20 protein-coding genes are annotated in these 24529 nt (G+C 71.2%); 13 read left to right on the top strand and 7 right to left on the bottom strand.

The window, feature by feature from the left end:
• The 3 genes from IEZ11_RS42575 to glgB form a co-directional block, all read left to right on the top strand.
• Positions 1-197: alpha-glucosidase C-terminal domain-containing protein (locus IEZ11_RS42575; RefSeq protein WP_189268444.1), on the top strand; the 197-nt coding region annotated here is incomplete at its 5' end.
• Between the two features lie 216 nt (positions 198-413).
• On the top strand, positions 414-1784 hold the full coding sequence (locus IEZ11_RS42580; protein WP_189268445.1) for a maltokinase N-terminal cap-like domain-containing protein: 1371 nt from the start codon (positions 414-416) through the stop codon (positions 1782-1784).
• A gap of 18 nt (positions 1785-1802) precedes the next feature.
• Entirely contained in the window at positions 1803-3986 is a 2184-nt protein-coding gene (gene glgB / locus IEZ11_RS42585) for a 1,4-alpha-glucan branching enzyme (RefSeq protein ID WP_229713700.1), read from the top strand.
• On the opposite strand, the gene IEZ11_RS42590 is transcribed toward glgB, so the two are convergent.
• The 5 genes from IEZ11_RS42590 to IEZ11_RS42610 all read right to left on the bottom strand — a co-directional run bounded on the left by IEZ11_RS42590 (position 3961) and on the right by IEZ11_RS42610 (position 9682).
• The gene (locus IEZ11_RS42590; protein WP_229713701.1) at positions 3961-6231 is read right to left on the bottom strand and encodes a HelD family protein; all 2271 of its coding nucleotides are present in this window, start codon (positions 6229-6231) and stop codon (positions 3961-3963) included. The genes glgB and IEZ11_RS42590 overlap by 26 nt on opposite strands.
• A gap of 150 nt (positions 6232-6381) precedes the next feature.
• On the bottom strand, positions 6382-6729 hold the full coding sequence (locus tag IEZ11_RS42595) for a thioredoxin family protein (protein WP_308426589.1): 348 nt from the start codon (positions 6727-6729) through the stop codon (positions 6382-6384).
• Entirely contained in the window at positions 6726-7154 is a 429-nt protein-coding gene (locus IEZ11_RS42600; RefSeq protein ID WP_189268447.1) for a MerR family transcriptional regulator, read from the bottom strand. Before IEZ11_RS42600 ends, IEZ11_RS42595 begins: the two co-directional genes overlap by 4 nt.
• Positions 7155-7212: 58 nt before the next feature.
• Entirely contained in the window at positions 7213-7986 is a 774-nt protein-coding gene (locus IEZ11_RS42605) for a DUF2127 domain-containing protein (RefSeq protein WP_189268448.1), read from the bottom strand.
• A gap of 334 nt (positions 7987-8320) precedes the next feature.
• The gene (locus tag IEZ11_RS42610; protein ID WP_189268526.1) at positions 8321-9682 is read right to left on the bottom strand and encodes a cation:dicarboxylate symporter family transporter; all 1362 of its coding nucleotides are present in this window, start codon (positions 9680-9682) and stop codon (positions 8321-8323) included.
• A gap of 160 nt (positions 9683-9842) precedes the next feature.
• Here IEZ11_RS42610 and IEZ11_RS42615 point away from each other — a divergent pair, with 160 nt between their 5' ends.
• Together IEZ11_RS42615 and IEZ11_RS42620 are read left to right on the top strand one after the other, a co-directional pair.
• Positions 9843-11468: a sensor histidine kinase gene (locus IEZ11_RS42615; RefSeq protein ID WP_189268449.1), complete on the top strand. Its 1626-nt coding sequence runs from the start codon at positions 9843-9845 to the stop codon at positions 11466-11468.
• The gene (locus IEZ11_RS42620) at positions 11465-12145 is read left to right on the top strand and encodes a response regulator (protein WP_189268450.1); all 681 of its coding nucleotides are present in this window, start codon (positions 11465-11467) and stop codon (positions 12143-12145) included. Before IEZ11_RS42615 ends, IEZ11_RS42620 begins: the two co-directional genes overlap by 4 nt.
• 8 nt (positions 12146-12153) lie before the next feature.
• Here the strand turns inward: IEZ11_RS42620 and IEZ11_RS42625 are convergent, their stop codons facing one another.
• Complete coding sequence (locus IEZ11_RS42625; protein ID WP_189268451.1) at positions 12154-12714, bottom strand: hypothetical protein; 561 nt, start codon at positions 12712-12714, stop codon at positions 12154-12156.
• 173 nt (positions 12715-12887) lie between these two features.
• On the opposite strand from IEZ11_RS42625, the gene IEZ11_RS42630 reads away from it, so the two are divergent.
• The 6 genes from IEZ11_RS42630 to IEZ11_RS42655 all read left to right on the top strand — a co-directional run bounded on the left by IEZ11_RS42630 (position 12888) and on the right by IEZ11_RS42655 (position 19872).
• Positions 12888-13745: a 5'-methylthioadenosine/S-adenosylhomocysteine nucleosidase gene (locus IEZ11_RS42630; protein ID WP_189268452.1), complete on the top strand. Its 858-nt coding sequence runs from the start codon at positions 12888-12890 to the stop codon at positions 13743-13745.
• A gap of 103 nt (positions 13746-13848) precedes the next feature.
• Entirely contained in the window at positions 13849-15819 is a 1971-nt protein-coding gene (locus tag IEZ11_RS52640; protein ID WP_373295046.1) for an ATP-binding protein, read from the top strand.
• A gap of 128 nt (positions 15820-15947) precedes the next feature.
• Entirely contained in the window at positions 15948-17324 is a 1377-nt protein-coding gene (locus tag IEZ11_RS42640; protein ID WP_373295044.1) for an extracellular solute-binding protein, read from the top strand.
• Complete coding sequence (locus IEZ11_RS42645; RefSeq protein WP_189268455.1) at positions 17321-18217, top strand: carbohydrate ABC transporter permease; 897 nt, start codon at positions 17321-17323, stop codon at positions 18215-18217. The genes IEZ11_RS42640 and IEZ11_RS42645 overlap by 4 nt, the downstream gene beginning before the upstream one ends.
• A gap of 7 nt (positions 18218-18224) precedes the next feature.
• Entirely contained in the window at positions 18225-19055 is an 831-nt protein-coding gene (locus tag IEZ11_RS42650) for a carbohydrate ABC transporter permease (RefSeq protein ID WP_189268456.1), read from the top strand.
• 100 nt (positions 19056-19155) lie between these two features.
• Entirely contained in the window at positions 19156-19872 is a 717-nt protein-coding gene (locus IEZ11_RS42655; RefSeq protein WP_189268457.1) for a helix-turn-helix domain-containing protein, read from the top strand.
• A 106-nt stretch (positions 19873-19978) separates the two neighbouring features.
• On the opposite strand, the gene IEZ11_RS42660 is transcribed toward IEZ11_RS42655, so the two are convergent.
• On the bottom strand, positions 19979-21004 hold the full coding sequence (locus IEZ11_RS42660; protein WP_189268458.1) for an ATP-dependent 6-phosphofructokinase: 1026 nt from the start codon (positions 21002-21004) through the stop codon (positions 19979-19981).
• Between the two features lie 192 nt (positions 21005-21196).
• On the opposite strand from IEZ11_RS42660, the gene pta reads away from it, so the two are divergent.
• Complete coding sequence (pta, locus tag IEZ11_RS42665; protein WP_189268459.1) at positions 21197-23287, top strand: phosphate acetyltransferase; 2091 nt, start codon at positions 21197-21199, stop codon at positions 23285-23287.
• Entirely contained in the window at positions 23284-24510 is a 1227-nt protein-coding gene (locus IEZ11_RS42670) for an acetate kinase (RefSeq protein WP_189268460.1), read from the top strand. Before pta ends, IEZ11_RS42670 begins: the two co-directional genes overlap by 4 nt.
• Positions 24511-24529: the final 19 nt, after the last annotated feature.

A 24529-nucleotide genomic window follows, 5' to 3' on the forward strand; every position in this document is an offset into this window, starting at 1 on the left:
ACGACCTCGTCCTCTGCGTGCACAACTTCTCCCGCTTCGCCCAGCCCACCGAGCTGGACCTGCGGCGCTTCGACGGCAGGCATCCGGTCGAGCTGTTCGGCGGGGTGCGGTTCCCGGCGGTCGGCGAACTGCCGTACCTGCTGACGCTGGCCGGGCACGGCTTCTACTGGTTCCGGCTGCGCGCGGAGCCGGCCTAGCCGGAACCGCGCCCCAAGGGGCGCGGGGCGGTATCGGACATGCGGCTGCCGCCGCGTGGGCGCGACCAGCCCCCACCGGCCCGCGGTCGAAAAACAGCGCACCCAGCGGAGCGCGAAGGCACAGTCCACCCCGAGCGGCGGCGGTTGGTTTCCACCGGCCCGCCCGGGGCACGCATCACTAACGCCCCCGACGACCCGGGGAAAGGACGTACCGCCATGGCGGAAACGGTCAGCCCCTCCACGCCCGCTCTCCTCGCCTCGCTCGACCCCCTGCTGCGTGAGTGGCTGCCCCGGCAGCGCTGGTTCGCCGGCAAGGGGGCCCCGGTCATCGGCTTCTCCGCGGTCGCCGAGACCGAACTCCTGCCGTCGGACGGCCGGCTGGGCCTGCACCATCTGCTGGTCCGTGTCCATCAGCCGCCCGCCCCCGCCGAGGTGGGCGACTGCTACCAGCTCCTCATAGGCGCGCGCGAGGCGCTGCCGCCCCGGCTGGCGCCCGCGCTGATCGGACACGTGACCAGGGGCCCGCTGGCCGGGCACACGGTCTACGACGCGCTGTACGACCCCCGGCCCGCCGAGGTGCTCCTGGAGGCCCTGCGCACCGGGGCCCGGATCGGCGGGCTGCGCTTCGAGCGGGACCCGGGCCGGGAGATACGCGACGGGCTGGTGGCCCGCCTGCTGACCGCCGAGCAGTCCAACTCCTCGGTCGTCTACGGAGACGCGTTCATCCTGAAGCTGTTGCGCCGGGTCGTGCCCGGCGTCAATCCCGACCTGGAGATACCCCTGGCCCTGGCCCGCGAGGGCTGCGCCCGGGTGCCCGCCCCGACGGCCTGGCTGCGGGCGGAGCTGGGCGGGGAACCGTACGTGCTGGCCGTCCTGCAGCCCTTCGTGCGCGGCGCGACCGACGGCTGGGAGCTGGCGCTGCGCGAGCTGGCCAAGGGCGAGGACTTCACGGCCGAGGCGCGGGCGCTGGGGCGGGCCACCGCCGAGGTGCACACGGCACTGGCCCGGACTCTGCCGACCGTCACCCTCGGGCAGAGCCAACTGGAGCCGCAGGTCGCGGGCATGACCGCGCGGCTGGCGGCGGCCGTGCAGGCGGTACCGGCGCTGCGGCCGTACGAGGACGGGCTGCGGTCCGCCTACACCGCGCTGGCCGACCTGGCCGGCGAGGGCCGCACCTGGACGGCCCAGCGCATCCACGGCGACCTGCACCTGGGGCAGTGCCTGCGGGCGCCGTCCGGTCAGTGGTCGCTGATCGACTTCGAGGGTGAGCCGGCCCGCCCGCTGGCCGAGCGCCGGATGCCGCAGCCGCCGGTGCGGGACATCGCCGGGATGCTGCGCTCCTTCGACTACGCGGCCCACTCGGTGACCCCGGCGGTGCCCGGCTGGGCACGGCTGTGCCGGGCGGCCTACTGTTCCGGATACGCCGAGTTCGCCGGCGTCGACCCGCGCACCGATCCCGTCCTGCTGCGGGCCTACGAGACCGACAAGGCCGTCTACGAGGTCGTCTACGAGGCCCGGCACCGCCCCGACTGGCTTCCCGTCCCGCTGTCGGCCGTACACCGCCTCGCCACCCCCGACCCGACCTGATCTCCGGGAGACGCGTCCGTGACCTCCAAGAACCCCGTACCCCTGGCCGCAGACGACCGTGACCGGCTGCTGCACGGCACCCACCACGACCCGCACTCGGTGCTGGGCGCGCATCCGGTCCAGGGCGGGATCGCCGTCCGCGCGTTCCGCCCGTACGCCCACGCGGTGACGGCCGTCGCGGGGCAGGACCTGCGGGTCGCGCTGCACGACGACGGCGACGGCTTCTTCTCCGCCCTGCTCCCCCTCTCCGAGGTGCCGGTCTACCGGCTGCTGGTGGAGTACGACGGGACGGTCCAGGAGACCGAGGACGCGTACCGCTTCCTGCCCACGCTCGGCGACGTGGACCTGCACCTGATCGGCGAGGGCCGGCACGAGCGGCTGTGGGAGGCGCTCGGCGCGCATCCGACGACCCACCAGGGCGTGCCGGGCACCCGGTTCTCGGTGTGGGCGCCGAACGCGCGGGGCGTACGGCTGGCCGGCGGTTTCGACTTCTGGGACGGCACCGGGTATCCGATGCGCTCGCTGGGCTCCTCGGGGGTCTGGGAGCTGTTCGTGCCGGGCATCGGCGAGGGCGAGCTGTACAAGTTCGAGATCACCCGCCCGGACGGCTCGCGGACGCTGCGGGCGGATCCGCTGGCCCGGCGCACGGAGGTGCCGCCGCACACCTCGTCGATCGTCACCGCGTCCCGCCACGAGTGGACCGACGCGGAGTGGATGACGCACCGCGCCGACACCCCCGTCCACGAGGCGCCCTTCTCGGTCTACGAGGTGCACCTGGCGTCCTGGCGCCCCGGCCTGACCTACCGCGACCTGGCCGAGCAACTACCGGCCTATGTAGGCGAGTTGGGCTTCACGCATGTCGAGCTGATGCCGGTCGCCGAGCATCCCTTCGGCGGTTCCTGGGGCTACCAGGTCACCGGCTTCTACGCGCCGACGGCCCGGCTCGGCACCCCCGACGACTTCAAGTACCTGGTCGACGCGCTGCACCGGGCGGGCATCGGTGTGCTGATGGACTGGGTGCCGGCGCACTTCCCGCGGGACGACTGGGCGCTGGCGGAGTTCGACGGCCGCCCGCTCTACGAGCACGCGGACCCGCTCCGCGCCGCCCACCCCGACTGGGGCACCCTGGAGTTCGACTTCGGCCGCCGTGAAGTGCGCAACTTCCTGGTCGCCAACGCCGTGTACTGGTGCGAGGAGTTCCACATCGACGGCCTGCGCGTCGACGCGGTCGCCTCCATGCTCTACCTCGACTACTCGCGCGAGCCGGGCCAGTGGACGCCGAACGAGCACGGCGGCCGGGAGAACCTGGACGCGGTGGCGTTCCTCCAGGAGATGAACGCGACGGTCTACCGGCGGGCGCCTGGCGTCGTCACCATCGCCGAGGAGTCGACGGCCTGGGAGGGCGTGACCCGGGCCACCGACGGCGGCGGTCTCGGCTTCGGCCTGAAGTGGAACATGGGCTGGATGCACGACTCCCTGGAGTACATGTCCCACGAACCCGTGCACCGCAAGTTCCACCACCACGAGATGACCTTCTCGATGGTCTACGCGTACAGCGAGAACTACGTCCTGCCCATCTCCCACGACGAGGTCGTGCACGGCAAGCGCTCGCTCGTCTCGAAGATGCCCGGCGACTGGTGGCAACGGCGCGCCAACCTCCGTGCCTACCTGGCCTTCATGTGGGCCCACCCCGGCAAGCAGCTCCTCTTCATGGGCCAGGAGTTCGCCCAGGGCGCGGAGTGGTCGGAGGCGCACGGCCCCGACTGGTGGCTGCTCGACCCGGAGTACGGCGCCGTGGCCGACCACCGGGGCGTACGCGACCTGGTCTGCGACCTCAACAGGGTCTACCGCGCGACCCCGTCCCTGTGGCAGCGGGACACCGCGCCCGACGGTTTCCAGTGGATCGCCGGGAACGCGGCCGAGGACGACGTCCTCGCGTTCCTGCGCCTGGACGCCGAGGGCACGCCGCTGCTGTCCGTCTCCAACTTCTCCCCCGTGGTCCGCCACGACTACCGCCTGGGCGTCCCGGACGAGATCCCCGCCTGGCACGAGACCCTCAACACGGACGGGGCGGGCTACGGCGGCAGCGGTGTCACCAACCCCGACCCGGTGAAACCGGAGCCACAGGGCAGCCACGGCCGCCCCGCGAGCATCCGCCTGACCCTGCCCCCGCTGGCTACGGTGTGGCTGCGGCCTGCCTGAGTCCGGCCGGCAGGTCGCCGGTGTGCAGCACCCCCAGTCGCTGGGTCGCGCGGGTCAGGGCCACGTACAGGTCGCTGGTGCCGTAGCGGCCCGGTTCCACCACCAGGACCGAGTCGAATTCGAGGCCCTTGGCCTGGCGCGGGTCGAGGAGGACGACGCTCCGGGTCAGGTCGGGGTCGGCGCCGGCCGTGACGCCGTCCAGGCGGGCGGCCAGGGAGCGGTGCAGGTCGCGCGGGGCGATCACGGCCAGCCGGCCCTCGGCGGGCGTGAGTTCGGCGACGGCCTTCTCGACGGCGCCGGGCAGGTCGTCGTACGCCGGGCGGATCCACGGCCGTAGGCCCGTCGAGCGGACCGAGCTCGGGGGCTCGAAGTCCGGGTGCTCGGCGCGGACCACGGCCGCCGCGAGGTCCATGATCTCGGACGGGGTGCGGTAGTTGACGCCGAGGCGGGTGTGGTCCCAGCGGTCCTCGACGTACGGCCCGAGGATGTCCGCCCAGGAGCCGACGCCCGCCGCCTCCGCGGTCTGGGCCGGGTCGCCGACCAGGGTCATCGAGCGGGTCGGGCTGCGCCGCATCAGCAGCCGCCAGGCCATCGGCGACAGCTCCTGCGCCTCGTCCACGATGATGTGCCCGAACGCCCAGGTGCGGTCGCCCGCCGCGCGCTCGGCCGCGCTGCGGAAGTCCTCCTCCTCCTGGCGCTCGGCGAACCGCTCGGCGTCGATGATGTCGTGCGCGGAGAGCACTTCGGAGGAGTCGGGGTCGCTGTCCTCCTTGTCGTCGAACTCGTAGGTGCGGGAGGCGTAGGAGACGTCGAGGACGCCCTGCGCGTAGGCGATCTGGGTCTCGCGTTCGCGTTCGGCACGGGCGCGGGCGACCCGCTCGTCCACGCCGAGCAGTTCCGCCGCCTCGTCCAGGAGGGGCACGTCCGAGACGGTCCAGGTCCGGGTCACCGGGCGGCGGACCGCGGCCGCGTCGGCGTCGTCCAGGTAGCCCTCGGGACCGGCGAGGAAGTCGGCGACCAGGCGCTGCGGGGTCAGCAGCGGCCACAGCTGGTCGATGGCGGACCAGACCTCGGGGTTCTCGGCGAGTTCGTCGCGGATCTGGGTGATGTCGGAGGGGTCCAGCAGGCTGCTGCCGTCGAAGGGGTCGGTGCCCACGCGTTCGGCGTACAGGTCGGTGAGGGTGTTGAGGATGTGGCCCTCGAAGTGCTCGCGGGCCACGTTGTGCGGGAGCCCGGCGGCCCGGGTGCGCTCGCGGGCCATGTTGACCAGGCCGTCGTCGAGCATCAGCACCTCGCGGTCGTGCTCGACGGTGACGACCGGGTCGGGCAGCGCCTGCCGGTCGCGTACGACGGCGGCGAGCACCTCGGCCATGTCGGCACGGCCCTTCACGGCGGCGGCCTCGGGGGTGTCCGCGGCCCTCGCCCGCACACCGGGGAAGAGCTCGCCGACCGTCGCCAGCAGCACCCCCGTCTCGCCCAGCGAGGGCAGCACCTCGCCGATGTAGCCGAGGAAGGCCGGGTTCGGGCCGACGATCAGCACGGCCCGTTTGGCGAGCAGTTCCCGGTATTCGTAGAGGAGAAAGGCGGCGCGGTGCAGCGCGACCGCCGTCTTTCCGGTTCCCGGGCCGCCCTCGACCACCAGGACCCCGCGGTACGGCGCCCGGATGATCTCGTCCTGCTCGGCCTGGATGGTCTGCACGATGTCGCTCATCCGGCCGGTGCGGGCCGAGTTCAGCGCGGCGAGCAGCACGGCGTCGCCGGAGGGGTCCTCGTGGCCGGTGCGCTCCCGGTCGCCGAGGTCGAGGATCTCGTCGTGCAGGGCGGCGACCCGGCGGCCGTCGGTGGCGATGTGCCGGCGGCGGCGCAGGCCCATCGGGGTGTGGCCGGTGGCCAGGTAGAAGGGGCGGGCGACCTCGGCGCGCCAGTCGATGAGGACCGGGGTGCGCTCGGTGTCGTCCAGGCGCAGCCCGATCCGTCCGATGTAGTGCCTGGTCCCGGAGGTCAGGTCGATCCGGCCGAAGCACAGGGACCCGTCCACGGCGTTCAGGGCGGCGAGCAGTCCGGAGCGTTCGGCGACCAGGATGTCCCGCTCCAGGCGGGCCTGCATCGGCTTGTCGCCGAGGGCGAGGGCGCCCGCGACCGAGTCCTCGGTGTCGCCGCGCAGGGCGTCCACCCGTGCGTACAGTCCGTCGATGAATTCCTGCTCGTTCCGCAATTCATCGTCCGGAAATTCGGTGTTTGACAATTCCGCTCCCGCCCGGATATACTGTGCCCACTGAACTTCTCCGCGACTTCATCGACTTCAATGTCGGCCTGAAGTCGCGAACTCTTGAATATACGCAAAAAAATCCCCCGAGCGCAATTGCCCGGGGGATTCTTCATATAACCGGCCGGTTCAGTGCAGCAGGTCGGGCAGCACCTCCGACAGCTCCTCCATCAGTCGCCGCCGGGGCCGGGCGCCCACCATCGAGCGCACCGGCTCGCCGTCCCGGAACACCATGAACGTCGGCATCGACAGCACCTTGTAGGCGTTCGTCGTCTCCGGGTTGGTGTCCACGTCCAGCTGCACCACCTTCAGCCGCGCGCCCTCCTCCGCCGCGAGGGCCGTGAGCACCGGCCCCATCTGCCGGCACGGCGGACACCAGTCGGCGGTGAACTCCACCAGCACCGGCAGCTCCGCCCCGATCACCTCCGCCGCGAAGTCCGCGTCCGTCACCTCGGCCACACCCGCCGCCTTGCTCATCGCCCGGTCCCTCCCAGTTCACAGGTCGGCTCCGGACCCCCCGGAACCCGCGCCTCGACGGCCAGCGCGTCCCGCGCCCGCTCGGCCCGCGCCAGCTGGGCCCCGACCGTCGCCCGCACGGCCTGCAACTCGCCGATGAGCGCGTCCAGTTCCGCCAGCTTGCGCCGGTAGACCGCGAGCGAGGCCGGGCAGGTGTCGCCCTCCGGATGCCCGGACCGCAGACACTCCACGAACGGCCGGGTCTCCTCCAGCTCGAACCCGAAGTCCTGGAGCGTCCGGATCTGCGTGAGCAGCCTCAGATCGCTCTCGTCGTACGTCCGGTGTCCGTTCCCGGCCCGCCGCGCGGGCAGCAGCCCGCGCGCCTCGTAGTACCGCAGGGCACGCGTGGTGGTCCCGGCCCGTGCGGCCAGCTCGCCGATTCGCATGGGTACGACCGTAGGCGTTGACGTCGGCGTCAAGGCAAGCCCGGCGACGGTCCCGGCGTCACGACACGCCCGGCTGGACCCCCGCCGACTCCTCGACCTCCAGCAGCGAGGCGCTCTGCCGCTCCTCGTCGAAGGCCCGGCGTCCACCGCGCAGCCCGAACAGCCGCTTGGCGAGGGCGATGTAGAGCACCGCGAGAATGTTCAGCACCAGGGTCGCGATCTTCAGATAGCTGACCTTCTCGGTGAGTTCGTAGATCTCCAGCGGCAGGAAGGCGGCGGTGGCGACCACGGTCAGGTACTCCGCCCAACGCTTCGCATACCAGAGACCGACCGCCTCGACGAGTTCGATCAGCGCGTACGCCAGCAGCAGCCCGGCCACCAGCAGCAGCGTGGAGTGCTTGTAGCCGAACGCCTTCTGGATGGACCCGACGACCGGTGAATGGTCCAGGTCGTAGTGGAAATGCCTGAAGACCGGCCGGAAGGTGTCCAGGTACTCGTTGAACAGCCTGCGCACCGCGTCCTGGCTGTTGCTGAATCTCCACACCGCGACCGCGACCAGCACGATGAACACCCCGCGCACGGCCCGCTCGATCGCCAGGAACCGCAGGATGAACAGGTCCCGCAGCACCTTCCCGCGCGGCACCAGCGGGGCGTCCGCGGCCGGTCCCGAACCGTGCGGCTCGCCGAGCACGAAGTCGCCGCAGCGCAGACAGCGCCACACGTCCCCGACCGCGGTCTGCGCGTGCAGCCTGACCCGCAGCCGCGGGTCGTCCGGCGCGTAGGTCACATGCCCCTTGCGCGCGCAGTGCCGCCGATCCCAGTCGATCTTCATCCCCCGTGCCTCCATGCAGACATGTACAGGTGCCGTTCCGGTTGGTCCGGAGCGGCACGTTAGTGGATACGGGTGACAACCGCTGGCCAGGGGTCGGCGCCGGGGCGCACCGGTGGACATGCCTCCGGGCGGCTGAGACACGGGGGGAGTCCTCAGCCGCCCGGAGAGCGGTGACCGGACGGCCGGCCCGGGTTCAGGCCGGGCCGGACGTCCGGTGGTTCTGCGGCGCCCCGAGGGGGCGCTGGGGGTACCCCCGGCCGAAGGCCGGGGGAGGAACTGCGCGACCAGCCACGTGCGACCGGCACTCGCGCACCGGCGGCAACCAGGCGGATGCTCAGGCCTTCGCCAGTTCCTCGCGCTGCTCGGGCAGCTCGGGCGTGCCGGCCCCGCCCTCGTCGAGCAGCGTCGTCTCGTCGAACGGCAGCTCACCCGCGAGCACCTGCCGCATCCGGTCCTTGTCGATGTCCTTGGTCCAGGTACCGATCAGGACGGTGGCGACGGAGTTGCCCGCGAAGTTCGTCAGGGCGCGCGCCTCGCTCATGAAGCGGTCGATGCCGACGATCAGGCCGACGCCGTCGACCAGCGCGGGCTTGTGCGACTGCAGACCGCCGGCCAGCGTGGCGAGCCCCGCCCCGCTGACACCGGCCGCGCCCTTCGAGGCCAGCAGCAGGAAGAGCAGCAGCGGGATCTGCTCGCCGACCGACATCGGCGTACCGAGGGCGTCGGCGATGTACAGCGAGGCCATGGTCATGTAGATCATGGTGCCGTCGAGGTTGAAGGAGTAGCCGGTCGGGACGGTGATACCGACCACGGCCTTGCTGACACCCAGGTGCTCCATCTTCGCGATGAGCCGCGGCAGCGCGGACTCCGAGGAGGAGGTGGACAGGATCAGCAGGAACTCACGGGCGAGGTACTTGAACAGCGTGAGGATGTTCAGTCCGGCGACGATCCGCAGCAGCGCGCCGAGCACGATGAAGACGAACAGCACACAGGTCACGTAGAAGCCGAGCATCAGCACGGCGAGACTCTTGAGCGCGTCGAGCCCGGCGGACCCGACCACGGCGGCGATGGCACCGAACGCACCGATCGGCGCGGCCCACATGATCATGCCCAGGATGCGGAAGACGAGCCGCTGGATGTGCTCGACACCACGCAGCACCGGCTGGCCGACCGACCCCATGGCCTGCAGCGCGAACCCGGCGAGCAGCGCGATGAGCAGCGTCTGCAGCACCTGGCCCTCGGTGAAGGCGGAGACGAAGGTGGTCGGGATGATCGACAGGACGAAGTCGACGGGGCCGAGCGCCTCGGAGTCGACCTGGCTGTGTCCGGTGGCCTTGAGGGCGTTGGTGAGGTGCAGCCCGTCACCGGGGTGCAGGATGTTGCCGACGACCAGGCCGATGGCCAGCGCGACCAGGGACATCACCAGGAAGTAGCCGAGCGCGATACCGCCGACGGCACCGACCTTGGCGGCCTTGCGCACGGACCCGATCCCGAGCACGATCGTGCAGAAGATGATCGGCGAGATCATCATCTTGATGAGGTTCACGAAGCCGGTGCCGAGGGGCTTGAGCTGGACCCCGGCGTCGGGCCAGATGAGCCCCACGGCGATCCCGAGGGCGACCGCAACGATCACCGCGATGTAGAGGTAGTGGGTGCGGTCTCTCTTTACGGCGGGTGCGGCTGGTGCCGCAGGCATCGTCGTCACGGCTCGCCTCCTTGACGTCTTCGTCGGTATGACCGGCGTGCGGCTCACGTCCGGGGGTTGTGGGGGATGCCGTGACTATCTCCCGGGCTGTGAGGGCGGTCACCCTTCCGTTCATTGAGTTCACGCCAATTCCACGAGGCACACTGCTGACATGCGTCTTCCGTCCGCCCCCCGCCCCCGCAGCCTGGCCGGCCAGCTCTTCGCGATGCAGGCCGTGCTGATAGCGGTGCTGGTCGCCGGTTACGCGCTGTTCACCTACGTCAGCGACCGTCACCAGGCGGAGGCGGCGGCGGCCCGGCAGGCCACGGCGGTGGCCCGGTCGGTCGCGGACGCGCCCTCGGTCCGCGCGGCGATCCACACGAGGAACCCTTCGAAGGAGCTCCAGCCGTACGCCCTCCAGGTGATGCGCGACACCGAGGTCGACTTCATCACGATCATGACCCCGGACGGCATCCGCTGGACGCACCCCGAACAGAACGAGATCGGCAAGCACTATCTGGGCCACATCGAGGCGGCCCAGCGGGGCCACACCTTCAGCGAGACCTACAAGGGCACCCTCGGCGCCTCGGTGCGCACGGTCACCCCGGTGGAGGAGAACAACCGGGTGATCGGCCTGGTGAGCGCCGGTATCAGGGTGGAGGCGATCAGCCGGCGGGTGCAGGAGCAGGTGACGGCGCTGCTGGGGGTTGCCGCGGGCGCGCTGGCGCTGGGCGGGATCGGCACGTACGTGATCAACGCGCGGCTGCGCCGCCACACCCACGGCATGAACGCGGCGGAGCTGAGCCACATGCACGACTACCACCAGGCGGCGCTGCACGCGGTCCGCGAGGGGTTGCTGATGCTGGACGGCCAGTACCGGGTGGCGCTGATCAACGACGGCGGGCGGGAGCTGCTGGGGGTGGGCCCGGAGGGGGAGGTCGTGGGTCACTCGGTGGCCGAGCTGGGCCTGCCGGCACCGTTGACGGGGGCGCTGCTGGCCTCCGAGCCCCGGGTGGACGAGGTGCATCTGACGGCCGACCGGGTGCTGGTGGTGAACACCTCCCCGGTGTCGGGGGGCGAGCGCCGGGGCACCGTGGTCACGCTCCGAGATGTCACCGAACTCCAGTCCCTGATGGGCGAGTTGGACTCGGAGCGAGGTTTCACGCAGGCGCTGCGTTCGCAGGCCCACGAGGCGGCGAACCGGCTGCACACGGTGGTGTCCCTGATCGAACTCGGCAGGGCGTCGGAGGCCGTCGACTTCGCGACGGCGGAGCTGGAGCTGGCTCAGGCGCTGACCGACCGGGTGGTGGCCGCGGTCGGCGAACCGGTCCTCGCCGCGCTGCTGCTGGGCAAGACCGCCCAGGCGAACGAGCGGGGCGTGGAGCTGGTGGTCTCGGAGGAGAGCCGGCTGGATGACGGTCTGCTACCGGAGAGCCTGTCGGCACGGGATCTGGTCACCATCCTCGGCAACCTGATCGACAACGCGGTGGACGCGGCCCAGGGCACGGTACGGGCACGCGTGACGGTGACCGCGTACGCGGAGGACGCCGAGCTGGTGATGCGGGTGACGGACACGGGTGCGGGGGTGGACCCCGCCCACGCCGAGCTGGTCTTCCAGCGCGGCTTCTCGACGAAGCCGGCGGGACCGGGCGGCCGGGGCCTGGGCCTGGCCCTGGTACGGCAGGCGGTCGGACGACTGGACGGGACCCTGACAGTGGCGGAGGGGCCGGAGGGCGGAGCGGTGTTCGAGGTACGACTGCCGTTGCGGGCGTCGCTGGCGGGGGGCGAGGCCCGATGACCGGGGAGCCGATCAGAGTCCTGGTCGTCGAGGACGACCCGGTGGCCGCCGACGCGCATGTCATGTACGTGGGCCGGGTGCCGGGGTTCGTGGCGGTGGGCAAGGCGCACACGGGGGCGGAGGCGCGCCGGATCCTGGACCGTACGGCCGTGGACCTGCTGCTCCTGGACCTGCACCTGCCCGATGTGCACGGCTTGCAGTTCGCGCGGTCGTTGCGGGCGGCTGGGCATCAGGCGGACGTCATAGCGGTGACGTCGGCACGCGATCTGGCGGTGGTGCGCGAGGGTGTGTCGCTGGGGGTCGTCCAGTACGTCCTCAAGCCGTTCACCTTCGCGACGCTCCGGGACCGGCTGACCCGGTACGCGGAGTTCCGGGCGGCGGCGGGGGAGGCGAGCGGCCAGGACGAGGTGGACCGGGCGCTGGCGGCCCTGCGCGCGCCTTCGCCCGCGGCGCTTCCCAAGGGGCTGAGCGCGCCGACGCTGGAGCGGGTGACGGTCGCGCTGCGGGAGTCGGAGGAGGGGCTCACCGCGGCGGCGCTGGCGGAGAGCGTGGGGATCTCCCGCATCACGGCTCGCCGCTACCTGGAGCACCTGGTGGAGGCGGGCCGAGCCGGCCGGAGTCCGTTGTACGGGCAGGTGGGGAGGCCGGAGCTGGTCTATCGGTGGGGGCGTCGCTGAGACCGGGGTCAGGCGGGTGTCCGGGCCGGTCTCGCCGGTCTCGTGTACAGCAGGACCTGCGCCGCGAGCCCCAGCACCGCGAGCGCCTCCAGCACCGACAGCCCGACCAGCAGCCCACCACCGTCCCGGCCCGCCCAGAACACCACCAGCGCCGCCAGCGGCACCGCGCAGAACGCGGTCAGGTCGATCAGCGCCTGGATCAGCTTGCGGGTCCGCCGCCGGACATCGGTCCGGTGGTACGCCTCCCAGCCGAAGGTGTCGAAATCCCCGTCCCCGGAGGTCAGTCGGGCGAGCCGGGGGCCCAACTCGTCCCGCACGTAGAGCCCGATCGCCGTGATCTTCTCGTCGTTGACCAGGTACGTCCACCCGAGCACCACACACACCGGAGGCAGCGCCAGCAGCATCGACGCCTGCTTGGCCTGCGCCGCCGCGGCGATGACGGCGGCCACCACCCCGAGCGTCACGTACAGCAGATTGTCCCGGAACCCGATCCGCGCCTTCTGCTCGTCCTTGACGCTCTGGTACTCGGCGAGCAGCAGCTGCCCGACAGTGACGCCTTGCTCCGGCATACGGCTCTCCCCCACCCGACGGGCCGACCCACGCCGGACGACCATACCGCCTCCCACCTGGCCATTCGCCACCCTTCTCGCTTTTCCCGGCAGTCGTGACACCGGGCACCGGGTGATCCTCGACCTACGCCAACGGGCCAGCCCCACAGCGGACTTGGCGCTACCGTGGACGGATGCCCGCGAATCAGCCCATCGTCGTCGTCCTCACGGCGCTGCCCGTGGAGTACGACGCCGTCCGTGCCCATCTGTCGGGCGACCTCAGGGAACTGGTCCATGACGACGGGACCCGGGTGGAGGTGGGCTCGCTCGAAGGCACGTCCTGGGATCTCGCCCTCGCGGAGCTGGGCGAGGGTGCCGTGAACGCCGCCGCGCTCACCACCCGGATCGTGGGCTGGCTGCGCCCGCAGGCGCTGCTCTTCGTCGGGATCGCGGGCAGCCTCAGGAACGACGTCGAGATCGGTGACGTCGTGGTCGGGACGTGGGTCTACGCCGTTCACGGCGGCAAGCACACCCCCGAGGGGTTCGACGCACGTCCCAGGAGCTGGCCCGGCTCCAACCGTCTGGTGCAGGCCGCGCGTTCGGCCGTGCGGGAGATCCGGGAACTGCGGGCCCACCTCAAGCCGATCGCGTGCGCCGACGTCGTCCTCGCCGACGACAGGTCCACGTTCGCCGACACGATCCGGCACACCTACAACGACGCCTGCGCCATCGAGATGGAGGGTTCCGGCGCTGTCCACGCCGCCCACCTGAACGGCCAGTTGGACGCCCTGGTGATCCGTGGCATCAGCGATCGCGCGAACCGCGACAAACACCTGGCGGACGCCTCGGGCTCGCAGCAGCGGGCCGCCGAGCGGGCGGCCTCGGTAGCGGTGGCGGTGTTGCGGAAACACCGGCCGCGCGGCGGCTCCGACAACGAGGAGGGGCCCCAACAAAGCGGGGGCGGCTCCACGTACGGCGGCGACCACATCGACTTCAAAGGCGGCACCTTCCACGGTCCCGTCATCGGCAAGCAGACCGGACGGCCGCGGTAAGGGCACGGCCCACGGTCCGGTACCCCACGCGACGGCGACCCTGCCGGCCCGCCCCCTGGGTTTCACCGGCCGGTCGGCGGAACTCGACCGGCTGCTCCCCCACCTGACCTCGGGCGAGGCCGACGAGGACGCCCTCCCGCTCCTGATCTTCGCCGTCACCGGCATGGGCGGCATCGGCAAGACCGCGCTGGCCGTGGAGGCGGCGCACCGGGCGCGCGCGAAGGGGTGGTTCCCCGGCGGCACCCTCTTCGTGGACCTGCGCGGCTACGACGCCGACCCGGTCACCGCCGACCAGGCGGTCCTGGCCCTTCTCGACGCGCTCGGCGTCCGGGGGCAGGACCTGCCGCCGACCGCGGAACGCCGGTACGACACCTACCGCGCGCTCCTCGCCGCGCAGCGGGACCGGATGCTGCTGATCCTGGACAACGCCTCGGACCCGTCCCAGTACCTCCCGTTGCTGCCGGGCACGGACCACCACCGTGTACTGATCACCTCCCGTGACCGCCCCGACGCCCTGCCGGTACGCCTCGTCGACCTCGGGATCCTCGGCCCGGACGACTCCGTCGCCCTGGTCGGCCGCGCCCTGTACGACACCGACGAGCGCGACGTCCGCCCGGCGCGGGAGGCGGACGCCCTGCGCGAACTGACGGACCTCTGCGACCACCTGCCGCTGGCCCTGCAGATCGCGGCGGCGATGCTCCGCCGTCGCCGGCACCGGAGCATCGCCTCGCTGGTCGCCGAGATCAAGGAGACCGAGGACCCGACCACCGTCCTCGACAACGGCAGCCGCGGTACGGATCAGTACGGCCGTTCGCTGGTTCTCCGGCCGGTGCTGGAGACCTCGTACCGCCGGCTCCCCCCGGACCAGGCTCGGCTGTTGCGGCTGCTGGCCCTGGCACCGGGTGCGGAGACCGGTACGGAGGCGGTGGGCGCGCTGGCCGACCTGGCCGAGGGGACCGCGCTGTCCCTGCTGGAGGACCTGGCCGCCACCCATCTCGTCACGCCGGTCCGGGAAGGCGAGGGAGCGGCTTCGGAGGTGCGGTGGCGGCTGCACGACCTGGTGCGGGCGTACGGGGTGGGTGTGGTGGCGGGGGACGCGGGGTCGCGGGAGGAGGGGGAGGCGGCGCGGGAGCGGGTGCTGGACTTCTACCGCCGGTGGGCGGACGCGGCGGACGACCGGTTGCGCTGGCTGCCGGGGAGGGCGCAGCCGGAGCGCTTCGGGGACCGGGGCGGGGCGTTGGCCTGGTTCGACGGGGAGCGGGCGGGGCTGGTCGCGGCGGTGGGGTGGGCGCGGGAGGAGCGGTACAGGGACGCGGCGGCGGGGTTGGCCGAGTGTCTGTCGGAGTACCTCGCCTGGCGGCGGTACTTCGACGACTGGATCACCGTGGCCGGTGCGGCACGGGAGGCCGCACACGGTGCCGGAGACCGGCGCCGCGAGGCCATCGCGTCGAACAACCTCGGCATCGCCCTGCGGGAGGCGGGCCGGGTGGCGGAGGCGATCGAGGCCCACACCCACGCCCGCGACCTGAACCAGCACGCCGGCGACCGGCGCCGCGAGGCCATCGCGTGGAACAACCTCGGCCTCGCCCTGCGGCACGCGGGCCGGGTGGCGGAATCGATCGAGGCCCACACCCACGCCCGCGACCTGAACCAGCACGCCGGCGACCGGCGCCGCGAGGCCACCGCGTGGAACAACCTCGGCATCGCGCTCCAGGAGACGGGCCGGGTGGCGGAGGCGATCGAGGCCCACACCCACGCCCGCGACCTGGACCGGGACATCGGCGACCGGCACGGCGAGGCCATGGTGTGGGGCAACCTCGGCATCGCCCTGCGGAAGGCCGGCCGGCTGGAAGAGGCGATCGAGGCCCACGGGAAGGCGTTGCGCATCCACGAGGAGTTCGACGACTGGTACAGGGCCGGCCAGGCCCTCCACAACATGGCCGTGACCCATCAGACCGCCCGGCGCCCGGCCGACGTCCGCGCCTGCCTGCTCCGAGCAGTCGACGCCTTCACCCGCGTCAACGCCCCGACCGAAGCCGCCCAGACCCGCGCCTGGATCGCCGAACTCGACTGAGCCCGTCATCCCTCCCGCACACAGCAAACCCCCGCAGACGCATTGACCTGACTAGACCACTCCACTTACCTTCACAGCGCAAGAGAGACGAACCCCCAGGCCACAGCGCAGTGCGCCCCGAGGAGGTCGTGCCCGTGCGCCCCACCGCCGTCAGCATCCTTGCCCTCGCTCTCGTCACCACAGCCGCCACCGCGTCCCTCACCTCGTGCGGCAGCGGATCCAGCAGCCCCGACACCGTCAAGGTCTCCTTCAAGGAGTCCATGGACAACTCCGTCAAGGTGACGGACAACTACCTCGCGGACATCAAGAAGCAGTTCGAGAAGGAGTACCCGGGGAAGAAGGTCGAACTCGTCCCCGTCAAGGCCTCGGACGCCGACTACTACACCAAGCTGGAGCAGATGCTCCGGTCGCCGAGAACCGCGCCCGACCTCGTCTACGAGGACACCTTCCTCATCAACTCCGACATCACCAGCGGGTATCTGAAGCCCCTCGATGCCTACCTCGCCAAGTGGGGCGACTGGGCGCAGTTCATCGACACCGCGAAGACGGCCGCGAAGGGGGAGGACGGGAAGACGTACGGCGTCCCCGACGGCACCGACACCCGCGGCCTGTGGTTCGACAAGCGCGTGTTCGCGAAGGCCGGGCTGCCGGCCGACTGGCAGCCGAAGAGCTGGGACGACGTGCTCGCCGCCGCCCGGACGATAAGGAACAAGGTCCCCGGCGTCACGCCCCTCAACGTCTACACCGGCAAACCGGCCGGCGAGACCGCCAGCATGCAGGGGTTCGAGATGCTGCTGTACGGCACCGGCGACGGGACCGGCGACCCGCTCTACGACAAGGCGGGCAAGAAGTGGATCGCCGGGAGCCAGGCGTTCAAGGACGCGCTGTCGTTCGTCGGGACCGTGTACAAGGAGAAGCTGGGCCCGGACGTCTCCGACGCGCTCGACCCCAACTACCGGAACACCGTCTGGGGTGAGCTCATGCCCCAGGGCAGACTGGGCATCAACCTCGACGGGTCCTGGCTGCCGCAGTCGTGGGGCAGGGGCAGCGGGCACGAGTGGCCCGACTGGTCCAAGGAACTCGGGCTCGCCTACATGCCCACCCAGCACGGCCAGGCTCCCGGCAAGGTCAGCATGTCCGGGGGCTGGACCTGGGCCGTACCCGCCAAGGCCGGCAATCCCGACCTCGCCTTCGACTTCATCAAGACCATGCAGACCAAGGCGAACGCCGAGAAGTGGTACATCGCCAACTCCGGGATCGCGGTGCGCAAGGACGTCGCGAGCGACCCGTCGTACACGTCCGCCCAGCCCAGCATCGGGTTCTTCACCGATCTGGTCGCCAGTACGCACTACCGGCCCGCCTACTCGGCCTACCCGAAGGTCTCCACCGCCATCCAGGAGGCCATGGAGAGCGTGACCACCGGTGACGCGTCGGTGGACAAGGCGGCGAGCCAGTACGACTCGGCACTCAAGGACGTCACCGACGGCCAGGTGGTCACCCGGTGAGCCACCCGGCGAGTCACCCGGTCAGCCGTTCCCCGCTCACCCGGCGGGTGTTGCGCGTCCTGCCGCTCGCCCCCGCCCTGGTCCTGCTCCTGCTCTTCCTCGGCGGGCCCATCGTCTACTGCGCCTACCTCGCCTTCACCGACCTCCAGCTCACCGGCCAGGCGCACTCCTCCTTCGTCGGCCTCGCCAACTTCCGCAGGGCGTTCCACGACGACGCCTTCCTGAACGCCGTCTGGCTGACCCTGGTCTTCACCGTGCTCTCCGCGCTCGTCGGGCAGAACACCCTGGGGCTGGCGCTCGCCACGCTGATGCGGCGGGCGTCCAAGCCGGTGCGGACGCTCACCGGCGGGATCGTGATCACGGCCTGGGTGCTGCCGGAGGTCGTCGCGGGCTTCCTGCTGTACGCCTTCTTCCGGCGGGAGGGAACCCTGGACGCCCTCCTCGGCCTCCTCCATCTCCCGTCCGAGAACTGGCTGTTCACACTGCCGATCCTCGCCGTGTCGTTCGCCAACGTCTGGCGGGGCACTGCCTTCTCGATGCTCGTCTACTCCGCCGCCCTGGACGAGATACCGAACGAGATCGAGGAGTCGGCGGAGGTCGACGGCGCCGGCGGCTGGCGCCGGATGTGGCACATCACGCTGCCGATGATCCGGCGGTCCATCGGCACCAACCTGATGCTCAACACCCTCCAGACGCTCTCCGTCTTCGGGCTGATCTGGGTGATGACCCGCGGCGGGCCCGGCGACCGGAGCCAGACCCTGCCCCTCTTCATGTACGAACAGGCCTTCCAGAACAGCATGATCGGGTACGGCACCGCGGTCGCCCTGCTGCTGCTCCTCGTCGGCTCGCTCTTCTCCGTCGTCTACATGCGGCTGCTGCGTACGGAGGTGTGAGACAACCGTGCCCCGGAGTCAACGCCGTTCCCGGCGGCTCGCCGCCGACCTCGGGCTCCTCGTCGTGGCCGCCGCCTTCGTGCTGCCGCTCGCCTGGGTGCTGCTCTCCGCCGTCGACCCGCACGCCGATCTCCGGGTGAAGATCCCGGACGGGTTCACCTTCGGGAACCTCGACGCCGTCCTCACCCCCGACATCACCTACACCCCGCTCCTCAACAGCCTGATCCTGTGCGGGGGCGCCACCGTGCTGACCGTCGGCTGTGCCGCCCTCGCCGCCTACCCGCTCTCCCGCTACCGCTCCCGGCTCAACCGGCCGTTCCTGCTCTCCATCCTCTTCGCGACGAGCCTGCCCATCACCGCGATCATGGTGCCGGTGTACGCGCTGTTCGTACAGATCAACCTGATCGACACCGTGCAGGGAACCATCCTGTTCTTCACCGCCTCCCAACTCCCCTTCGCCATCTGGCTGATGAAGAACTTCATGGACGGCGTACCGAAGGAACTGGAGGAGGCCGCCTGGACGGACGGCGCCAACGCCGCCCAGTCGCTGGTGCGGATCGTGCTGCCGCTCATGGGACCCGGTCTCGCCGTCGTCACCGTCTTCGCCTTCGTGATGATGTGGGGCAACTTCTTCGTCCCGTTCATGCTGCTGCTCTCGCCGGACCAGATGCCCGCCTCGGTCAGCATCAACGACTTCTTCGGCAACCGCGGCAGCGTCGCCTACGGTCAGCTCGCCGCCTTCTCCGTCATCTACTCGACGCCGGTGATCCTGCTGTACCTCCTGGTCGCGCGCCGGATGGGAAGCGGTTTCACCCTGGGCGGCGCCGTCAAGGGATGAACAGGTCAGGTGTACGGGCGAAACAGCCCGTTCGCGCAATCCGTGTTCCTGGCCGGACGGACCGTGTCAAGTCCCCTTGGGTGCGCCTAGCTTGTCGGCTGTGCGCCGACCCCCAGCTCTGCCGAACCAGCCAGGTCCTCCCTTCAACGCCCTCACCGCCCGCAGACTCCGGGCCGCTCTCGGCATGGGGCCCGAGCACGTGGCCCAGCATCTGCAGGCCTCCTTCGACCTGTCCTACGCCTCCGTGGATCTCGTGCTCGCCTGGGAGCAGGGGGAAGCGGTTCCGAGCAGGCCCGAACTCATAGCGCTGGCAGGCGTGTTGTGGTGCTCACCGGGCGAGCTGATCGACCGCCCCCGCACCCTGCGCGAGCACCGGATCGCCCGGGGCCTCGCCCCGGAGGAGGTGGCGCTGGCCGTTGACATCGATGTCCTCGCGTATCTCAGGATGGAGGAGCACGAGGACTGGCAGGGCACGGAACGCCAGTCGGCCGTCCTGGCCGACACCTTGCGGCTCTCCATGCCCGACTTCGTCACCATCACGGGCCGGGAGGAGGAACTCGCCGAACTGCTCCGCAGCGCGGTCACCACCCGCTGGCAGACCCAGATCCGCCGGGTGGGCAAGGTGGTACCGCTGGACAAACGGCTGATCGAGCACACCCTGCGGGTCCTGTTCGAGGACTACCAGTGGCAGATGACGGCGACGCCGGCCTGGCGCGGCACGACCGTGGTCGGCGAGGACGCCCACGACAAGGGGCAGGAGTTCCTGGCCCGGATCGTCAAGCACTTCTGGAGCCGCGCGGGGTGGACCGAGTTATGAGAACGCGCCCGGTCCGGACGGGCCCGGTCCGGACGCGCCCGGAAGAAGCGCGGGCCGTGTTCGGTGTGCGGCTCCGCGCATCCGCGGTACGAGACGGGACCCGGCCCTAGAAAACCGACTCCGCCTCGTCCATCCGGTCCTTCGGCACCGTCTTCAGCTCGGTCACCGCCTCCGCGAGCGGCACCATCTCGATGTCCGTCCCCCGCAGCGCCGTCATCCTGCCGAAGTCGCCCCGGTGGGCCGCCTCCACCGCGTGCCAGCCGAACCGGGTCGCGAGGACGCGGTCGTAGGCCGTGGGGGTGCCGCCGCGCTGGACGTGCCCGAGGATGACCGGCTTGGCCTCCTTGCCGAGCCGCCGCTCCAGCTCGTACGCCAGGGCCGTTCCGATGCCCTGGAAGCGCTCGTGGCCGTACTGGTCGATCGCGCCCTTGCCGTAGTCCATCGTGCCCTCGGCGGGATGCGCGCCCTCGGCCACGCAGACCACGGCGAACTTCTTGCCGCGGGAGAACCGCTCCTCGACCATCTTGACGAGGTCGGCGGGGTCGAAGGGCCGCTCGGGGAGGCAGATGCCGTGGGCGCCGGCGGCCATCCCGGACTCCAGGGCGATCCAGCCGGCGTGCCGGCCCATCACCTCGACGACCATCACCCGCTGGTGGGACTCGGCGGTGGTCTTCAGCCGGTCCATCGCCTCCGTGGCGACACCGACCGCGGTGTCGAAGCCGAAGGTGCGGTCGGTGGAGGAGATGTCGTTGTCGATGGTCTTCGGGACGCCGACGACCGGCAGGCCCGCGTCGGACAGCATGCGGGCCGCGGTCAGCGTGCCCTCGCCGCCGATCGGGATCAGCGCGTCGATGCCGAACTCCGCCACCATGTCGGTGGCCCGGTCGCACGCCTCGCGCAGGCGGTCCCGCTCCAGTCGCGACGAGCCCAGGATGGTGCCGCCGAGGGCCAGGATGCCGCCGACGGCGTCCAGGTCGAGGGTGCGGTAGTGGCCGTCGAGCAGGCCCCGGAAGCCGTCCTCGAAACCGATGACCTCGTCGTCGTACTGAGCGACAGCCCGGTGTACCACCGATCGGATGACGGCGTTCAGGCCGGGGCAGTCGCCGCCTGCGGTGAGAACTCCGATGCGCATGGTGGTGTGTCTCCTGCTCGCTGTCGTGACCGGTGAGCCGATCCGATTGTTTCATGCCGTACGGTGCACCGAAATCCTGACGGGCGCCTTATCCGGCACCGGGGGTACTGTCAAGAGGGTCCCGCTCACCCCGGCGGGCGATTTTTATACCCGGCTTTTTGTGGCATGGCGAGGACGGAACGGAGTGCACACGTGACGCGCAGCGTGTACGTGACCGGGATCGACCGCGGCGACGGCCGCCAGGTGGTCGAGCTGGGCGTGATGGAACTGCTGACCCGGCAGGTCGACCGGGTCGGGGTGTTCCGCCCCCTCCTCCATGACGGTCCCGACCGTCTGTTCGAGCTGCTGCGTGCGCGGTACCGCCTCTCCCAGGATCCGGCGACCGTCTACGGCATGGACTACCACGAGGCGTCCGCCCTCCAGGCCGAGCGCGGCGCCGACGAACTGGTCTCCACCCTCGTCGACCGCTTCCACCTGGTCGCCCGCGACTACGACGTGGTCCTCGTCCTCGGCACCGACTTCGCCGACACCCAGTTCCCGGACGAGCTGTCCCTCAACGCCCGGCTCGCCAACGAGTTCGGTGCCTCGGTGATCCCGGTGGTCGGCGGCCGCGACCAGAGCGCGGAGTCGGTGCTGGCCGAGACCCGCAACGCGTTCCGGGCGTACGACGGTCTCGGCTGCGACGTGCTGGCGATGATCGCCAACCGGGTCGCCCGCGAGGACCGGGACGAGATAGCCGGGCGGATCGACGGACGGCTGCCGGTGCCGGTGTACGTGCTGCCGGACGAGCCCGCGCTGTCCGCGCCGACGGTTGCCCAGATCGCACAGGTGCTCGACGCGAAGGTGCTGCTCGGCGACGACTCCGGGCTGGCCCGGGACACGCTGGACTTCGTCTTCGGCGGTGCGACGCTGCCGAACTTCCTGCCCGCCCTGACCCCGGGCTGCCTGGTGGTGACCCCCGGCGACCGCGCCGACCTGGTGGTCGGCTCGCTCGCCGCGCACAGCGCCGGCACCCCGCCGATAGCCGGCGTGCTGCTCACCCTGAACGAGCGGCCCACCGACGAGATCCTCACCCTCGCCGCCCGGCTGGCCCCCGGCACCCCGGTGCTGTCCGTGCCCGGCAACAGCTTCCCGACCGCCGCCCAGCTGTTCTCCCTGGAGGGCAGGCTGAACGCGGCCACCCCGCGCAAGGCGGAGACCGCACTCGGCCTGTTCGAGCGGTACGTCGACACCACCGGCCTCAAGAAGCGGGTCTCGGCGCCGAGCAGCGACCGGCTCACCCCGATGATGTTCGAGCACAAGCTCCTCGACCAGGCGCGTTCCGACAAGCGCCGGGTCGTGCTCCCGGAGGGGACCGAGGCGCGGGTGCTGCACGCGGCGGAGGTGCTGCTGCGCCGGGGGGTATGTGACATCTCGCTGCTCGGGCCGGTCGACCAGATCCGCAAGAAGGCCGCCGATCTCGGCATCGACCTCGGCGACGCCCAGTTGATCGACCCGGTCACCTCCGCCTGGCGCGACGCCTTCGCCGAGCAGTACGCCCTGCTGCGCGCCCACAAGGGGATGACGGTGGAGCTGGCGTACGACGTGGTCGCCGACGTCAACTACTTCGGCACCCTGATGGTGCAGAAGGGGCTGGCGGACGGGATGGTGTCGGGTTCGGTGCACTCGACGGCGGCGACCATCCGGCCCGCCTTCGAGATCATCAGGACCAGGCCGGGGTCGTCGATCGTCTCGTCCGTCTTCTTCATGTGCCTCGCCGACCAGGTGCTGGTCTACGGCGACTGCGCGGTGAACCCGGACCCGGACGCCGAGCAGCTCGCCGACATCGCGGTCCAGTCGGCGGCCACGGCCGCCCAGTTCGGTGTGGAGCCGCGGATCGCGATGCTGTCGTACTCCACGGGTACGTCGGGTTCGGGGGCGGACGTGGACAAGGTGCGGGAGGCGACCGAGCTGGCGCGCTCGCGGCGGCCGGACCTGAAGATCGAGGGGCCGATCCAGTACGACGCGGCCGTGGAGCCGTCGGTGGCGGCCACCAAGCTGCCGGGCTCCGAGGTCGCCGGACAGGCCAGTGTGCTGATCTTCCCGGACCTCAACACCGGCAACAACACCTACAAGGCCGTGCAGCGGTCGGCCGGCGCGATCGCGGTCGGGCCGGTGCTGCAGGGGCTGCGCAAGCCCGTCAACGACCTGTCCCGGGGCGCCCTCGTCCAGGACATCGTCAACACCGTCGCGATCACGGCGATCCAGGCCCAGAACCCGAGCGAAAGGGCGACCGCCCAGTGAGTCCCAGTCGCGTCCTCGTCCTCAACTCCGGCTCCTCGTCGGTGAAGTACCAGCTGCTGGACATGCGGGACGGCAGCCGGCCGGCGACGGGCCTCGTCGAGCGGATCGGCGAGCGGACCTCACGGCTGAGGCACACCGGCCCGGCCGCCGACCCCCGTGAGCAGTACGGGCCGATCGCCGATCACGAGGCCGCTCTGAAGGCCGTCGCGGAGGAGCTGACCGCGGACGGCCTCGGGCTCGACTCGCCGGAGCTGGCCGCGATCGGGCACCGGGTGGTGCACGGCGGGATGTCCTTCACCGAGCCGACCGTGATCGACGACGCGGTGCTCGCCGAGATCGAGCGGCTGATCCCGCTCGCCCCGCTGCACAACCCGGCCAACCTGACCGGGATCCGCACCGCGCGGGCGCTGCGCCCGGACCTGCCGCAGGTCGCCGTCTTCGACACGGCGTTCCACACCACCATGCCGGAGTCCGCGGCGCGTTACGCGATCGACCCGGCGATCGCCGACCGGTACCGGATCCGCCGCTACGGCTTCCACGGCACCTCGCACGCGTACGTGTCCCGGGCGGCCGCGAGGCTGCTGGGAAGGACACCGCAAGAGGTGAACGTCATCGTGCTGCATCTCGGCAACGGGGCGTCCGCGTCGGCCGTCCGGGGCGGGCGCTGCGTGGACACCTCGATGGGCCTGACGCCTCTGGAGGGGCTGGTGATGGGAACCCGTTCCGGCGATCTGGACCCGGCCGTCATTTTCCATTTGGCGCGAGTTGGCGGAATGTCCATGGACGAGATCGACACTCTTCTCAACAAGAGGAGTGGTTTGTTCGGTCTGTGCGGTGACAACGACATGCGGGAGATCCGGCGCCGGATCGACGAGGGCGACGAAGCGGCACGCCTCGCCTTCGACGTCTACGTTCACCGCCTGAAGAAGTACATCGGCGCGTACTGCGCCGTCCTCGGCCGGGTCGACGCGGTGGCCTTCACCGCGGGCGTCGGCGAGAACGCGGCCCCGGTGCGGGCGGCGGCCATGGCGGGCCTGGAGGGGCTGGGGCTCGCGGTCGACCCGGAGCTGAACGCCGTACGGGCGGACGAGGCGCGGCTGATATCCCCGGCCGGCGCGCGCGTGGCCGTCGCGGTGGTGCCGACGGACGAGGAACTGGAGATCGCGACCCAGACGTACGCGCTCGTCGGCACCGGATCGGCACCCGTCGGAAATAACAGCTGAGCACATTAGCGCCCATTTG

This window comes from Streptomyces fuscichromogenes (assembly GCF_014645815.1).
Classification (GTDB): domain Bacteria; phylum Actinomycetota; class Actinomycetes; order Streptomycetales; family Streptomycetaceae; genus Streptomyces; species Streptomyces fuscichromogenes.

What these genes read in the sequence shown, in the direction of transcription:
- IEZ11_RS42615 (WP_189268449.1), top strand. Translation starts at nt 9,843, where the DNA reads ATGCGTCTTCCGTCCGCCCCCCGCCCCCGCAGCCTGGCCGGCCAGCTC.
- IEZ11_RS42630 (WP_189268452.1), top strand. Translation starts at nt 12,888, where the DNA reads ATGCCCGCGAATCAGCCCATCGTCGTCGTCCTCACGGCGCTGCCCGTG.
- IEZ11_RS42600 (WP_189268447.1), bottom strand. Translation starts at nt 7,154, where the DNA reads ATGCGAATCGGCGAGCTGGCCGCACGGGCCGGGACCACCACGCGTGCC.
- IEZ11_RS42610 (WP_189268526.1), bottom strand. Translation starts at nt 9,682, where the DNA reads ATGCCTGCGGCACCAGCCGCACCCGCCGTAAAGAGAGACCGCACCCAC.
- IEZ11_RS42620 (WP_189268450.1), top strand. Translation starts at nt 11,465, where the DNA reads ATGACCGGGGAGCCGATCAGAGTCCTGGTCGTCGAGGACGACCCGGTG.
- IEZ11_RS42660 (WP_189268458.1), bottom strand. Translation starts at nt 21,004, where the DNA reads ATGCGCATCGGAGTTCTCACCGCAGGCGGCGACTGCCCCGGCCTGAAC.
- IEZ11_RS42580 (WP_189268445.1), top strand. Translation starts at nt 414, where the DNA reads ATGGCGGAAACGGTCAGCCCCTCCACGCCCGCTCTCCTCGCCTCGCTC.
- IEZ11_RS42595 (WP_308426589.1), bottom strand. Translation starts at nt 6,729, where the DNA reads ATGAGCAAGGCGGCGGGTGTGGCCGAGGTGACGGACGCGGACTTCGCG.
- IEZ11_RS42625 (WP_189268451.1), bottom strand. Translation starts at nt 12,714, where the DNA reads ATGCCGGAGCAAGGCGTCACTGTCGGGCAGCTGCTGCTCGCCGAGTAC.
- IEZ11_RS42605 (WP_189268448.1), bottom strand. Translation starts at nt 7,986, where the DNA reads ATGAAGATCGACTGGGATCGGCGGCACTGCGCGCGCAAGGGGCATGTG.